This is a genomic window from Enterobacter cloacae complex sp. 2015409, assembly GCF_041365315.1.
Lineage (GTDB): Bacteria > Pseudomonadota > Gammaproteobacteria > Enterobacterales > Enterobacteriaceae > Enterobacter > Enterobacter pseudoroggenkampii.
Genome location: NZ_JBFTVM010000003.1, coordinates 195,368 through 208,792 on the forward strand (window position 1 = coordinate 195,368; position 13,425 = coordinate 208,792).

Below are 13,425 nucleotides of genomic sequence, written 5' to 3' on the forward strand. Positions count from 1 at the left end.
TTACCAGAAAAGGGTCTAAAAATGGCATCTACTCGTTATCCACAGCGTGTTCGTAATGACCTGCGTTTTCGCGAGCTGACGGTGCTCCGCGTTGAGCGCGCCAGCGTGGGTTTCCAGCGCATTGTTTTAGGCGGTGAGGCGCTGGAGGGCTTTAGCTCCCGCGGTTTCGACGACCATACCAAAGTCTTTTTTCCGGCGCCCGGGACGACGTTTACGCCGCCAATGGTCACCGATGAAGGCATCGACTGGGGCGACGGCGTGCGTCCGCAGGCGCGCGACTATACGCCGCTCTACGATGAGGCAAATCATGAGCTGGTTCTCGATTTCTTCATTCATGACGGCGGCATTGCCAGCAGCTGGGCGGTCGAGGCGAAAGCGGGCGACAGGCTGACCATCGGCGGCCCGCGCGGTTCGCTGGTGGTGCCGGAGGATTACGCCTGGCAGCTATACGTGTGCGATGAATCCGGCATGCCCGCGCTGCGTCGACGTTTAGAAAGCATTGCTAAACTGCCGGTTCGCCCGGAGGTTCATGCGGTCGTGACGGTCGGGGACGAATCTTATAAAGACTATCTGGCGCACCTGAGCGGGTTCAATATCACCTGGGTGGTGGGCCATAGCGAGCAGGCGGTCGCAGACCATCTGACGGCGCTGACCGTTCCGGGGGAAGACTACTTCATCTGGCTGACCGGGGAAGGGAAGGTGGTGAAAACGCTGAGCCGTCAGTTTGAAACCGACGCGATTGATCCGCAGCTGGTGCGTGCCAGCGCATACTGGCACGCCAAATAATCAGGCGGCGGAATCCAGCTGCGCTTCGTTCACCTGATGTTCGAGCGAGGCGCGGACCTCGTGCAGCGCTTTCTCCTGCTGAGCGAAGTACGCTTCCATATTGTTGAGCGACGAGACCAGCAGCCAGGACTCCTCTTTCTCCAGTTCCGCCAGCTCGTTCACTAAAATGTCGATTTGCTCGCGGACCTGCGCCATTTTTTTGCGGATACGTTCCAGATCGTTCAGCCTGTCGCTGGCCATCAATGGCTCGAAGCCCTGTTGCAGACGGGCCACCAGCGAGCGAATGGCTTTCACATCGCCGCGCTGCTTCGCCTGGTTAAGCTGCACCATCATGCTGTTGGCTTCTTCTTTCAGATCGTCCGCCACCAGATCCGGGTGACAGAGCTTGCTCGCCTGCCGCCAGAGACGCTTGAGTTCGTTCTGGTCTTCTTCCGAAAGATGCTTACCTTTGCGCAGCCGCACTTCGGCATCATGATGCTGCTCGCGATACTTCTCGTACTCTTCGTTCGCCTCGTCGCGCGCCTGACGCGCAGGCTCCTCTTCGCGTGTTAAGCCGCTCTCCAGCTCCAGCGCTTCGGCCAGCAGGTTGGCAATCAGATTGCTTTGCTGCTCCAGATGCTTACGCGCCTCAGCGGCCTGTACGGAATCGGCCGGGAGATCGCGCCAGCGCTGGGTGAGCGTCGCCAGCACCTCTACCGCCTGCGCCATATAGTGCTGGCAGCGACGGTAATCTTCCTCGCGACGACGCGCTTCCGCCTGCTGACGACGCAGGTTTAGCTCCGCCAGGGTTTTACGCAGGGCGAGGATCTGCTGCATCAGCGGCCCAAGGCGGGAAAAATAGAGATCGTTAAACTCATCAAGCTGCTGCACGCGGGCGTTGCGGCGGTCAATCAGATCGCGCAGACGCTCTTCCAGCGCCTTCAGCTCCAGCTTGCTGGCGGCCACCTGCGGGTCGCGCCACGGGGTGACGGCGCGCTGGCCCTGCAGCCAGGCGGTAATGGCCGCCATGGCCACGGTGTAGTTCTTCTCCTCAAGCGCCACGACGATTGCCTGTAGCTCATCGTCAAACGCTTCATTTTTCAGGCGTGTCAGCTGGCTCTGGATGATGTCGTCATCTTCCAGTTCAATGGCATTTTTAATGATTTCTAGCCGTTTGATCGGTGTGCTCATGATGCCTTTCGCTTTGGCGCTTAAGTATTTGAGTTAAGGTTAGTTGTTGTAAAAGCTACAGGAAATAATACACACGGATGATGATCGGCGCGATGGGGGATTTCTTTAGTTTTGCAGTTTGTGAGGTGGGGAAGTGAGCAGGAGCCTGTAAGGTGGAGGGTGAGGATAACTCCGTTTCCTGCTCTACCTGTGAAACCATTCTTGGCTATGGGCTTTGCAATTCCTTCAACGCGCCTTGTGCGGCATTCTCAATCTGATTGCAGAACGCTTTACCGCCTTCGGGGCAGCTATCCGTGGCGTTTCTCACGACTTTATCGAGCTCGCGATCGTTCGTGGTCGTATCGATGTGATTAATCATCCATGACTCAAAAGCGCGATCGTTTACAGATAGCTGCATGAGTTGATGGGAGGTCTTCCAGTTGTTGGCTAACAGCCCGACAATAGTCGCTGATATCCCTTCTGCGATATATCCCTCATCACACTGTCTGTAATTTTTGTAAAAAGAATGGATGCCTTGCCAGTCCTGAATGGCAGAGGCTGCGTTATCTGCCTTATCCATTTCTTCAACAGAAGTACAGTCATTTGCATAAGCCACGTGCGATATCACTAACATAATCAAAAACAGCTGCATCGTTTTCATATCAAGTTCATTCCCGGTGGGATATAGATATTTTCAAATTTCTGCGTCGCACTCATAGCCGAGCAGCCGCTGTTATTTGATACGGTGATGGTTGAAAGGGAGGATTTAGCCATGTGCTCTTTTATTTTTGGATAAACTGGAGTGATATGTAGTTTATTATTTAATGGTTCAAAGATTAAGCGCTCAGAAGAGCGCTTGTTATAATATGATGCTAACGTTTTGAGTCCTTAACCTTTTCTTGCTTAACCTCATTGATTACATCGAGCATATTGCTTAAGCATTCTCTTGCTGGGGAGCCCGCTTTCTCCAATGCTGGTTTAGCCTTTGCTAAATAGGTTTCAACCTCCGCATTAGTGCTGTGTATCATCATCGGTATGCTACATATCAAAGTGGTTCCAAACCGTTGCTGTAAAGGGTCTGGGTTCAACTCAAATTGATTGGTGACATTCAGCACTAATTCTGGGGCGCGGATAAGCGCCATGCTGATGGCGGTCGCCAACTGTTCAGCATGCTCGTCATCCAGATTATCACCAGTGCTTTTAATCTTCGCTGGTAATGCCTGAATAGCTGCCATGTCAGCGCTGGACACCAGCTTAATATAGGTTATCCAGTCACTCTCTGACGCTATACAGGAAGCCGTAAGAATGCAGGTAATTAGAGAAAACACGTACTTTTTCAACGAACTACCTCAAGCGTACGATCTGACGAAAGAATTATTTTAGAGCGAATGTGAGGTCCCATGATAATGCAGCCCTCTGATGCAAAACCAGGAATGGCTGGTGCCTTTTTCTCACCATGGATGCGAAACAGCGATCGCCCATAGCTCTCACCAGAGGTTTGTTTGAGGTTAATTGTCATTGGCCCCCTTGAGGATGTATGGCCTCCTATGCGATACGTTCCGCGTGGTAATGGTCCCATCCCCTTAACGTGCTGACGGTCTGGATTATTTTTGTTTGTCAGGTTTCCGGAATAACCTGTGCCAATAAGTTTACCTTTATGCCACAGTTCACCGGTACTTTGGTAGTAGGTCCATGCCATGAGCTATTCCCCTTATGCCGCGCTGCGTTCTTTCCAGCTATCGGAATGGACAATGTTACCGTCCAGATATTTCCATGTTATTTTTTCATATGTCATTTCTATGGCTTCCATATGATCATAATGTGTGAAGTCGGGATCCTTCACATCTTCCATATAAGGCACAATGCAGGTAATACGTGCATTTTCCATAAAAATATTAAAATATTCTTCTTCCTGCCCTGCGTGGTTGATTCGATAAAATTTTAGCTCAGCAGATTTAAGAACGCTCCCCGTACTAACGATCTGATAAAGGTAAGGACTTGAGACGTCTTGCGCTTTTGTAAAAACAAAGGGAGAATGTTGGCGTGTGGCTGTTATTTTTCCGGAGTAATCATCTGTAGGTATCTCTACGCCGTGTGACAGTCCGGTTATTTCAATGCTACCTTCGCGTCTATGTACATCAACGCTACCTTTTAACTGTTTCCCTTCTTCGCTGTAAATCCAGAGATAAACTGGTATAGCCATTCTGGTTAACTCCATTTATTTAATTAATTTCTCTGACCTTACTCCTTCATGATTTTTCTGTTTGTAATATTTCGTGTCACTACAGTTACATGCATTCATTGGTTGAATGAAGTAATAAAAAATATAATTTAAAAACATATATTTTTTTATGAGTGTTATAAGCCTGATTAAACAAGAACAGAGAAGCGAATTATACGGACATATAATTCGCTTCTCTGTATCGGTTTATCTTGCGGCAGATCCACAGCCACGAGGGGGGGATGAAACATCCTCAGCTTACTTCGCTATAGATCCCCACCACACGCCCTACCGTTTTAATCTCGTCGATACCGCACTCAAACGGAACCTTGCCGCCCGCCACGTGGAGTTTTTTACCCGGCAGCAGAGTTAGGTCGCGGATGCTGGCGGTGCCTTCAATCTCAACCAGCCACAGGCCGTCGGTTAACGACGCGTCTTTTTCGATAAAGTGCAGCTTCCCATCCGCCCGGACGGCGATGCCGCGCGCCAGCGGTTTGCTAAAGAAAGCAGAGTCTATACTCAAAATGGAATTTTCTTCCAGTCTCCCGTCACTGAGTGTGAATGTCGAAACTGAAACGGGATCGCCCGGCACGGGATGACCTTCAAACTGCGCCCCTTGGCCGGTCATCAGCCAGCGAAGGCTCGCGCCGGTGTCCAGCGCGCACTGAACCGCAAAGTCGTAAGAGACGGTACCGCGCGCGTAGCGGTTCTGAAGCGAGCTGGCGGCGATATTAAAGTGCCGGGCCAGCTGGATTTTCTGCGTGAAACCATATACCTGACAGATTCTATCGAGTAACTCTTCATTATTCACTTGAGAATCTAAGATCAAAATATATTCCTTTGGGTGTTTACTAATACTCAATTGGGTATTAATATCATTGCAAATTCGGGCAATCAGCGGCAGACGTTGGCAAACAGAGGCTAATGATTGCAGACAGTATCAAAATGGGAATCATGCAGCATGGCTTCTGAAATCGCAATCATCAAACGGTGGAAAAAACCGTGCTGTACCCGTTTTCAGCACATTAGCGTGCGTGAATTTATGCGAGGGGAGATATGGCGATAGAAGCTGCCCGTGCAAGGGTTCCACTTAGCGTGGGAGCGCGTCTTAACGGGCTTAACCACGTCGCTGAACTGCGCGCCCGATACGGGAGCGATAGCGGAAAAGAGCTGGCGCGGTTTATGGCCGAGCTGCGCGATAAGCGCGATCCCTGTTTTGAGGAGAACTGCAGGGCGCTGGCCGCCCTCTTTTTCCTGGCGAGATTGCCCGTCGCCCGGCATGAGTGCGATATCAGCGAGCTGACGACCGAAGAGAAACGGGCGCTGATTAACGCCATGAACCATTTTCGTGCTGTTGTGAGTTTATTTCCTGAACGGCTGACCATGCCGATATAACCCAACCCAAAAACTAATGGCGTAAACCCGCCGGGCATCCTTTTGCCTGAATTTAAGGAGAACGCGTGATGCGAAACAGTGAAAACCGCCCTTATCCGATCGGAAGTGAAGAACTGAAACGCCTGCTGGCAGAGGCAAAAACGGAGGAACGATGCGCGCGAGCCCTCGCGGTCTCCCTGCGCCTGGAGGCGCTGGCGAGCCATATCTACAAAACCGGTATGAGCGGAGAGGACGTTGCCGAACTGCTGTGCCACGAAGCGGCTCGCTACGAGCGTGAATCCCAGGAGCTGCACTGATGGCCGATTTTATCGATCTTGCCCAGGCGCGCGAACAGGAAGACAGAGAGCGCCACATTAATAGCGCCCGCAGACGACCCGCATCGCCTTCGCGTTTCTTCTGCGAGGAGTGTGAGGCTCCAATACCGCAGGCGCGCCGTATGGCGGTGCCCGGTGTGGCCCTGTGCGTAACCTGCCAGGAGATCGCAGAGATGAAAAATAAACACGTCCGGGGAGGATGAGTTGGCGACGTCATTTGCTTATCCGTGGAATGCCCCACGGTCGGCCATTGCCAGCCCTTATCTCACCCATGCCCAACAGCAGCGCCGCGATCGCTTCTTCGCGGCGCTGAAGCAGGCAAGAATGGCTCTTTCACAGCAGCCTGACTGCGTGCGTTTTGAGGTCTGGCGCGCGTTTGACGCCCTCGAACAGCATCGTGGCAGCCCGCAGGCTAACGCCTTTTTGATCCGCTTCTGCAAAAGAATGTTACCTCGCCTGCGGCGGGTCTCTGAACGCTATGCCTGCGCAGGTTTGCATGAAGCAGTCTCCCGAACCGTGTTTGACGGCCATTTCGATACCCTGCTTCTGCAGTACCTTGCCTCGCGAATGGTCGAACTGGTTGCCCGCTATAACCGTCTGCCGGATATGTCCCGCGCGGACATCGACCTGCTGGCCGCCGATATCGCCAGCTTTATTCGCGGCGAGCTGGCGAATATTAACGATGCTGAGATGGGCGAATACCAGACGCTGTACGTCTGGTATCAGCGCGCCGGACTGATCGCCCGCCAGTTCAACGTGTCGCCTCCGCACTGGGAACGGGTGTCGAAGACATGTTTCGACAAAGATGACGTTGCCGCGGCGGTGATACGCATGTTTTCCGAGGCGTGGTGGCGCGGGCGTCTGCGTCGGGTCGCGGCGGCCTGGCGCGAGCATTTGCAGATTGCCCTCGGCAACGTCAGCAAACGGAGAACGGCGTATGCGAGCAAACGCTGCGTGACCGAGTGGCGCGAGCAGAAGCGCCGCACCCGCGAATTTCTCAAGGGCATGGAGCTGGAAGATGAAGAGGGCAACCGCATTAGCCTGATTGAAAAATTCGATAGCTCGGTGGCCAACCCGGCGATACGACGCTGTGAACTGATGACCCGTATCCGCGGATTTGAAAATATCTGTGAGGCGCTGGGCTATGTGGGCGAGTTCTATACCTTAACCGCACCCGCGCAGTATCACGCGACGCTGAAATCAGGCTACCCCAACGCGAAGTGGAGCGGGGCCAGTCCGGCGGATACGCAAAGCTACCTCACCCGGCTGTGGGCGCGCATCCGCGCAAAGCTCCACCGTGATGGGATCCGTATTTTCGGTATCCGCGTTGCGGAACCCCATCACGACGGTACACCCCACTGGCACATGCTGATGTTTATGCTGCCGGAAGATGTCGAATGCGTTCGTCGGATTATCGGGGACTACGCGCGGCAGGAGGATGCCGCTGAGCTGCAGAGCGAAAGCGCCAGACAGGCGCGCTTTCACGCGGACGCGATCGATCCGCAGAAAGGCAGTGCTACCGGCTATATTGCCAAATACATCTCAAAGAATATCGACGGCTATGCGCTCGATGGCGAGACCGATAGCGAAAGCGGCGGGCTGCTGAAGGAGACGGCGTCCGCCGTGTCGGCCTGGGCGGGGCGCTGGCACATTCGCCAGTTTCAGTTTATCGGCGGCGCGCCGGTAACGGTCTACCGCGAGCTGCGACGTCTGGCGGATCCCGAGGCCGCGCGCGGTCTGAGCGTCGAGTTTGCTGCCGTTCATGAGGCTGCCGACGCCGGCGACTGGGCGGGATACGTTACTGCACAGGGCGGCCCGTTTGTGCGTCGCGATGATTTACAGGTGCGCACCCTGTATGAGCCGGGCGCCGGGTTTAACCAGTACGGCGAGGAAACGGTCCGCATCCGCGGCGTGTACGATTCCGCCGTCGGCGCGGGCAGCCCGGTTTTAACCCGGCTCACGCAGTGGAAAATTGTGCCGAAGCGGGCCGCGGAACTTAAGGACGCACCTGTATCCTCTCGGAGTTCTGTCAATAACTGTACGCAGACCGATCTTTCTCAACCCCTCAGCAGGCGTGCGAGGCGGGCGTTAACCGAACGCATCAAATTCATCCGCCCAGGCGCGTCGTCGCCCATCGTCTTCGCGAGCGACCCGCAGAACGGGGTTCCGGAGAAGGTGATCGATGAGATACGGCTCGCCACCGGAATCGCCATCAGCCGTGGAGAGGCCCTGCATCTTATGGCTGGCGGCGTTAGCCGCTTTAACGACAAATGGTGCAGAGGCGCAGCTGACGGATCGCTCTTTCCGGCAGCGCGTTCTTATCAGCACAAGGCGCGGAAAATCCTTGAACGTATTGGCTATTTAACGGATCTCTTTGCTCAGAGAGCCCGCTAATCTCCATCCATATCATGTACATACCGTGAAGGGTTCTGATTTTTCGCTTCACTCTTTTTATGAATACGTGCTACTGTATGTTTATACAGTATCTCGTGGTGGAGGTTGTGTGGACAGAGAGTTGAACGAGCAGGTCATGATTGAACGCGTCGAGATGATTGCGCGACTGACGACAGAAGGAACATGTCAGGAAAGAGATCGTGAGATTGCCCTGAATTTGATTGCTGAGATTGCGCGGGGAAATTTAATCAAGAACAACGCATTTACCGTTGTTTTCTCAGCATCGCCTGTTCCGGAACGAATCAAAAAAGAGGGCAACGTTCGGGTGAACATTACGCTCGATAAAGATCAGCAGATTGGCCATGCCGTCGTTGAAGCCTTTCAGTGCGAACTGACCCGCAGAATACGATCCCTGTTTCCGTCATCGCGGGTGAGCGTGAAAATAGGATCGGTGACGGGAGTCGAGCTCCAGGGGCTTGAAGGAGAGGCCGATCGCGAAATGCTGGATAATATTCTCCGGGAAGTCTGGGAAGACGAGAGCTGGCGTTAGCCCAGCGTCATAGCCCGAACGTACACCCTCATTCAGATTTTGCGCTTTCGTCGACCCACGCTTCGCTGCTTGTGGACGGTCTGTTGTGTCCGAGATTGTCCATCCGTCAGCGATAGCGAAAAGACCGCCGGCCCGGGAAACTCTACAGTACCTGGTAACCGGATGTTGGGAGCGTCTGATGAAGATCTATGCAATGCAGGGGGACACGCTTGATGCCGTTTGCGCCCGCTATTATGGGCGCACGGCTGGCGTCGTAGAAACCGTTCTGAAGGCCAATCCTGGCCTCGCGGAGTCAGGCGTTATTTTGCCTCACGGCACGCCGGTAGAGATGCCGGAGGTGAATAGCGCCCCCACCAAAGAATCCGTAAACCTATGGGACTGAGCCTGGAGAAAATCACCACGGTTATCGCTTACTGGCTGGCCGTGGTGCTGGCCTGGTTCGGGGCGGTGTCTCCTGAAAAGGTTGCGCTGTACGTGGGGAGCCTTTGCGCCATTTTTACCGCGCTGACGAATTACTGGTTTAAGCGCAAAACCTGGCGCTACCTCCAGTCTTTGGGCCTCGATAAGAAGAGCATTCGTGAACTCAATCATTAAGCGTTGCAGCGTCGCCGGCGTGCTGGCCCTGGCGGTGCTGATGCCTGACTTTCGATTACTGAAAACCTCCCCGGAGGGGCTGGCGCTGATTGCCGATCTCGAAGGATGTCGCCTCTCGCCCTACCGGTGCAGCGCTGGCGTATGGACGTCAGGCATTGGGCACACGGCAAACGTCGTGCCGACGCGGGACATTACCGAGCGTGAGGCCGCGGTAAATCTGGTCGCTGATGTGCTCAACGTTGAGCGTCGTCTGGCGGCGTGCGCGCCGGTGGAGATGCCGCCGCGGGTCTACGACGCGCTGGTGAGTTTTTCCTTTAACGTCGGCGCAGGCGCCGCCTGCCGTTCGACTCTGGTCTCCTTTATCAAACGTAAACAGTGGTCACAGGCGTGCGGGCAGCTTACCCGCTGGGTGTACGTCAACGGCGTCAAAAATACCGGGCTGGAAAATCGTCGTGTCCGCGAGAAGGCCTGGTGCATGAAGGGGCTGCCATGAGAGTCCTCATGCTGATGCTGGCCGGACTGCTGGCCATCACGCTGTGGCTTCGTCATGACAACCAGACCCTGTCCCGTTCTTTAGCCACGGCCAACCGGGTCGCCAGCGAGCAAAAAACGGCCCTCGCCACGCTTAACCATCAGCTGTCCCTGTCGCAACGGTTGGCCAGAGCAAATGAAAACGCCCAGGTCAGGCTCCGTGAGGAGCTTGTTACTGCGGGCGAGGAGAGGGCAAGACGGGAAGCGACTATCGGGAGATTACTCAATGAAAATGAAGCGTTACGCCGCTGGTATACCGCTCAGTTGCCTGATGCTGTCCGCAGGTTGCACACCCGCACCGCCTGTGCCTCCGCAGCCCATTGTTTACAACGCCTGCCCGAAGGTGAGCCGCTGCCCGATGCCGGGAAGCGAACCCGCCACTAACGGCGATCTCAGCGCGGATATTCGCAGGCTGGAATACGCCCTTATCGCCTGCGCGCTGCAGGTTGAAACCATAAAAGACTGTCAGGATAAACTCGATGCACAAACTCAAGAGCCTGCGTCAGGCATTAATTGACGCGATCCCCCAGCTGAATGCCAACCCGGAGCGCCTGCAGATGTCGGTCGGCAGCGGCAATATAGACGCCCGACTGGCCTCCTCGCTCTCCTTTGAAAAGCGGTATGCGCTGAACGCGAAGGTCAGCGGTTTCACCGGCGACAGCGAGGGATTTTTTGTCCCGGTGCTGGCCTGGCTGCGGGAAAACCAGCCGGACATTTTTACTCTCGATGACGGACGCAAAAACGGATACACCTTCACGATCGTCTTAAACGATGACGATACGATGGATATCACCATCAGCGTGCAATTGACCGAGCGCATTCTTGTTTCCCAGGATCATGGCGCTCTGCACGCGACCTATTCCCCGGAGCCGCCGCTGCCGGAGCCCGTCACGCGTCCGAAGGCGTTGTACATCAATGGTGAGCTGGTCAGCCAGTGGGAGGACTAAGCTCCCCGCGCTGAAGGCCGCCAGCCGCCTGCTGTCTGGACCGCTTGTTGTATCATCCCGCAGAAAACCCCGTCTCGTTGCTGCCGTTCGTCCTGAACGGCATTCTCTTCTCATGAATACATTAACTTCCATGAACGGTATCGCTCGCGCGATCCGCAACCTGATTCGTATCGGTGTTGTGACCGACGTTGACCTCAACAGAGGGCTTTGTCGTGTCCAGACCGGCGGGATGAAAACCACCTGGCTGAACTGGCTAACCTGTCGTGCGGGACGTTCGCGCGTGTGGTGGGCCCCTTCCGAGGGAGAGCAGGTGCTGCTGCTGGCCATCGGCGGTGAGCTGGATACCGCCTTTGTTCTGCCCGGCATTTTCTCGGACGACCATCCGGCACCGTCCGGGTCACCTGACGCGTTCCACGTCTCGTTTCCGGACGGCGCGGTGATCGAGTACGAACCCGGGCGCGGGGCGTTGACGGTTGCAGGCATTAAAACGGCCGATATTACCGCCTCTGAATCGCTGACCGCCACAGTGCCAGAGGTGAGGGTGACATCAACGTCCCGCATCACGTTGGATACGCCTGAAGTGGTGTGTACCAACAGGTTAATTACCGCCTCGCTGGAAGTGCAGAAAGGCGGTGTGATGGCCGGAAATATTGAGCATTCCGGCGGTAAATTCACCTCCAACGGGGTGCAGGTGGACAACCACGCGCACGGCAGTGTGCAAAGCGGCGGAAGCTGGACTAAGGGGACACAATGACGGTGCGTTACAGGGGGATGAACAGGCAGACCGGGCTGAGCATTTCAGAGGCTGAACACATTCGGCAAAGCGTGCGCGACATCCTGGTCACGCCGATTGGTTCGCGGGTCATGCGGCGGGATTACGGCTCGCTGCTGGCGGAGATGATTGACAGGCCGCAGAGCCCGGCGCTGCGCCTGCAGATCATGGCCGCATGCTATTCCGCCATCCAGAAATGGGAGCCGCGGATAAGCCTGACGGCCATCACTTTCGAGCGTTCGGAGAACGACGGGACGTTGTATGTCGATATCACCGGCACGCGCCCGATCTCCGGACAATCCTTTTCTATCACCATTTCACTGAGTTAAACGCTATGGCTATTTTTGATCTGAGCCAGCTCGCCGCGCCTGATGTCGTGGAGGAGGTGGATTATGAAACGCTGTTGGCAGAACGAAAGGCCACCTTTGTCTCCCTCTATCCGGAAGAGGAGCGAGAGGCGATTGCACGGACGCTGACCCTGGAGTCAGAGCCGATTGTGAAGCTGCTGCAGGAGAACGCCTACCGGGAAGTCATCTGGCGCCAGCGGGTTAACGAGGCTGCACGGGCGGTCATGTTGGCCTACGCGGCGGGCAGCGATCTGGACCAGATTGGGGCAAACGCGAACCTTGCGCGTCTGACTATTACCCCTGCCGACGACACCACGTTACCGCCCACTCCGGCTGTGATGGAGTCCGATACCGACTTTCGTCTGCGCATCCAGCAGGCGCCGGAAGGGCTGAGCGTGGCCGGTTCGACGGGCGCGTATCAGTTCCATGGCCGCAGTGCAGATGGCCGGGTGGCAGACATTTCCGTCATTAGCCCACAGCCGGCAAACGTCACGGTCTCCGTACTCTCCCGGGAGAATAACGGCATAGCGTCTGAGGAACTGCTCGCCATTGTTCGCAATGCGCTGAACGATGAGGATGTCAGGCCCGTCGCCGACCGGGTGACCGTCCAGTCGGCCAATATTGTCGACTACAGCATTGAAGCATCGCTTTTCCTTTTTCCCGGCCCCGAAAGTGAACCGGTACTCAATGCGGCAAGAGCCCGGTTACAGGCCTACATCACGGCTCAGCATCGGCTGGGACGCGATATCCGCAAGTCCGCCATTTACGCGGCCCTTCATGTGGAAGGGGTGCAGCGGGTGGAACTGACCGCACCCGCGGCTGACATCGTGCTTGATGAAACGCAGGCCTCATGGTGCAGCCACTACAGCGTAATCGTGGGGGGAAACGATGAGTAATACACGCCTGTTACCGGTTGGCTCATCGGCGCTTGAGGTCGCTGCGGCGCGCGCCTGCGCGGACATCGAAAATACGCCGGTTCCGCTGCGCCATCTCTGGAGTGCGGATACCTGTCCGGCGAATTTGCTTCCCTGGCTGGCGTGGGCGTTTTCCGTTGACCGCTGGGATGAGAACTGGCCGGAGGCCACCAAACGGGAGGTGATCCGCGCCGCGTGGTTTATTCATGCCCACAAGGGAACGATAGGCGCTGTACGTCGCGTGGTGGAGCCGCTTGGCTATCTGATTAACGTTACCGAGTGGTGGCAAACCAACGATCCGCCCGGCACCTTCCGCCTTGATATCGGCGTACTGGACACGGGCATCACTGAGGAAATGTATTACGAAATGGAGAGGCTTATTGCCGATGCAAAGCCTGCCAGCCGCCACCTTATTGGCCTGAATATCATCCAGGACATTCCCGGTTATCTCTATACCGGTGCCCTGAGCTATGACGGCGACATCATCACGGTTTATCCCGGATAAGTGAGA

22 protein-coding genes are annotated in these 13,425 nt (G+C 55.5%); 16 read left to right on the forward strand and 6 right to left on the reverse strand.

Going from position 1 to position 13,425, the window contains the following annotated elements; all coding sequences use genetic code 11:
* Window positions 1-21 precede the first annotated feature (21 nt).
* Window positions 22-786 (forward strand): siderophore-interacting protein, encoded by a 765-nt coding sequence (locus ACDO57_RS16925; RefSeq protein WP_370884299.1) that lies wholly within the window; start codon window positions 22-24, stop codon window positions 784-786.
* On the opposite strand, the gene ACDO57_RS16930 is transcribed toward ACDO57_RS16925, so the two are convergent.
* From ACDO57_RS16930 to ACDO57_RS16955, 6 genes are all read right to left on the reverse strand, one after another.
* Window positions 787-1,956, reverse strand: a complete 1,170-nt coding sequence (locus ACDO57_RS16930; protein ID WP_370884300.1) for a DNA repair protein — start codon at window positions 1,954-1,956, stop codon at window positions 787-789.
* Window positions 1,957-2,161: 205 nt separating this feature from the next.
* Window positions 2,162-2,596, reverse strand: a complete 435-nt coding sequence (locus ACDO57_RS16935) for a hypothetical protein (RefSeq protein WP_048991070.1) — start codon at window positions 2,594-2,596, stop codon at window positions 2,162-2,164.
* A gap of 211 nt (window positions 2,597-2,807) precedes the next feature.
* The gene (locus ACDO57_RS16940; RefSeq protein WP_370884301.1) at window positions 2,808-3,170 is read right to left on the reverse strand and encodes a hypothetical protein; all 363 of its coding nucleotides are present in this window, start codon (window positions 3,168-3,170) and stop codon (window positions 2,808-2,810) included.
* Between the two features lie 101 nt (window positions 3,171-3,271).
* Window positions 3,272-3,634, reverse strand: coding sequence for a tlde1 domain-containing protein (locus ACDO57_RS16945; protein ID WP_071994439.1), 363 nt, complete (start codon window positions 3,632-3,634; stop codon window positions 3,272-3,274).
* Window positions 3,635-3,646: 12 nt separating this feature from the next.
* Window positions 3,647-4,138 (reverse strand): type VI secretion system tube protein TssD, encoded by a 492-nt coding sequence (gene tssD / locus ACDO57_RS16950; RefSeq protein WP_370884302.1) that lies wholly within the window; start codon window positions 4,136-4,138, stop codon window positions 3,647-3,649.
* Between the two features lie 271 nt (window positions 4,139-4,409).
* Window positions 4,410-4,985, reverse strand: coding sequence for a phage repressor protein CI (locus tag ACDO57_RS16955; RefSeq protein WP_290093968.1), 576 nt, complete (start codon window positions 4,983-4,985; stop codon window positions 4,410-4,412).
* A 227-nt stretch (window positions 4,986-5,212) separates the two neighbouring features.
* Between ACDO57_RS16955 and ACDO57_RS16960 the strand changes: the two genes are divergently transcribed.
* From ACDO57_RS16960 to ACDO57_RS17030, 15 genes are all read left to right on the forward strand, one after another.
* Window positions 5,213-5,551 (forward strand): DUF5347 domain-containing protein, encoded by a 339-nt coding sequence (locus ACDO57_RS16960; protein WP_024906434.1) that lies wholly within the window; start codon window positions 5,213-5,215, stop codon window positions 5,549-5,551.
* Between the two features lie 68 nt (window positions 5,552-5,619).
* The gene (locus ACDO57_RS16965) at window positions 5,620-5,847 is read left to right on the forward strand and encodes a DUF2732 family protein (RefSeq protein ID WP_023309252.1); all 228 of its coding nucleotides are present in this window, start codon (window positions 5,620-5,622) and stop codon (window positions 5,845-5,847) included.
* Window positions 5,847-6,068 carry a TraR/DksA family transcriptional regulator gene (locus ACDO57_RS16970; protein ID WP_048028939.1) on the forward strand — a complete coding sequence of 74 codons (222 nt, stop codon included), beginning with the start codon at window positions 5,847-5,849 and terminating at the stop codon, window positions 6,066-6,068. Before ACDO57_RS16965 ends, ACDO57_RS16970 begins: the two co-directional genes overlap by 1 nt.
* Before the next feature lies 1 nt (window position 6,069).
* Window positions 6,070-8,259 carry a replication endonuclease gene (locus ACDO57_RS16975; protein WP_370884303.1) on the forward strand — a complete coding sequence of 730 codons (2,190 nt, stop codon included), beginning with the start codon at window positions 6,070-6,072 and terminating at the stop codon, window positions 8,257-8,259.
* Window positions 8,260-8,368: 109 nt separating this feature from the next.
* Window positions 8,369-8,809, forward strand: a complete 441-nt coding sequence (locus ACDO57_RS16980; RefSeq protein WP_024906437.1) for a DinI-like family protein — start codon at window positions 8,369-8,371, stop codon at window positions 8,807-8,809.
* A gap of 178 nt (window positions 8,810-8,987) precedes the next feature.
* Window positions 8,988-9,191 (forward strand): tail protein X, encoded by a 204-nt coding sequence (locus tag ACDO57_RS16985; protein ID WP_157189749.1) that lies wholly within the window; start codon window positions 8,988-8,990, stop codon window positions 9,189-9,191.
* Complete coding sequence (locus ACDO57_RS16990; protein WP_370884304.1) at window positions 9,182-9,403, forward strand: primosomal protein; 222 nt, start codon at window positions 9,182-9,184, stop codon at window positions 9,401-9,403. Before ACDO57_RS16985 ends, ACDO57_RS16990 begins: the two co-directional genes overlap by 10 nt.
* Window positions 9,387-9,896: a lysozyme gene (locus tag ACDO57_RS16995; protein WP_024906439.1), complete on the forward strand. Its 510-nt coding sequence runs from the start codon at window positions 9,387-9,389 to the stop codon at window positions 9,894-9,896. Before ACDO57_RS16990 ends, ACDO57_RS16995 begins: the two co-directional genes overlap by 17 nt.
* Window positions 9,893-10,318, forward strand: a complete 426-nt coding sequence (lysB, locus tag ACDO57_RS17000; protein WP_370884305.1) for an Rz-like lysis system protein LysB — start codon at window positions 9,893-9,895, stop codon at window positions 10,316-10,318. The genes ACDO57_RS16995 and lysB overlap by 4 nt, the downstream gene beginning before the upstream one ends.
* Window positions 10,206-10,451: an Rz1-like lysis system protein LysC gene (gene lysC, locus ACDO57_RS17005; RefSeq protein ID WP_230581841.1), complete on the forward strand. Its 246-nt coding sequence runs from the start codon at window positions 10,206-10,208 to the stop codon at window positions 10,449-10,451. The genes lysB and lysC overlap by 113 nt, the downstream gene beginning before the upstream one ends.
* Window positions 10,414-10,881, forward strand: a complete 468-nt coding sequence (locus ACDO57_RS17010) for a phage tail protein (RefSeq protein WP_061716454.1) — start codon at window positions 10,414-10,416, stop codon at window positions 10,879-10,881. Before lysC ends, ACDO57_RS17010 begins: the two co-directional genes overlap by 38 nt.
* Before the next feature lie 112 nt (window positions 10,882-10,993).
* Window positions 10,994-11,635, forward strand: a complete 642-nt coding sequence (locus ACDO57_RS17015) for a phage baseplate assembly protein V (protein ID WP_032645069.1) — start codon at window positions 10,994-10,996, stop codon at window positions 11,633-11,635.
* Window positions 11,632-11,982, forward strand: a complete 351-nt coding sequence (locus ACDO57_RS17020; protein ID WP_090418761.1) for a GPW/gp25 family protein — start codon at window positions 11,632-11,634, stop codon at window positions 11,980-11,982. The genes ACDO57_RS17015 and ACDO57_RS17020 overlap by 4 nt, the downstream gene beginning before the upstream one ends.
* 5 nt (window positions 11,983-11,987) lie before the next feature.
* Window positions 11,988-12,896 (forward strand): baseplate assembly protein, encoded by a 909-nt coding sequence (locus tag ACDO57_RS17025; RefSeq protein WP_370884306.1) that lies wholly within the window; start codon window positions 11,988-11,990, stop codon window positions 12,894-12,896.
* A complete protein-coding gene (locus ACDO57_RS17030) occupies window positions 12,889-13,419 on the forward strand; it encodes a phage tail protein I (RefSeq protein WP_090418755.1) in 531 nt (176 codons plus the stop codon). Before ACDO57_RS17025 ends, ACDO57_RS17030 begins: the two co-directional genes overlap by 8 nt.
* Window positions 13,420-13,425 lie beyond the last annotated feature (6 nt).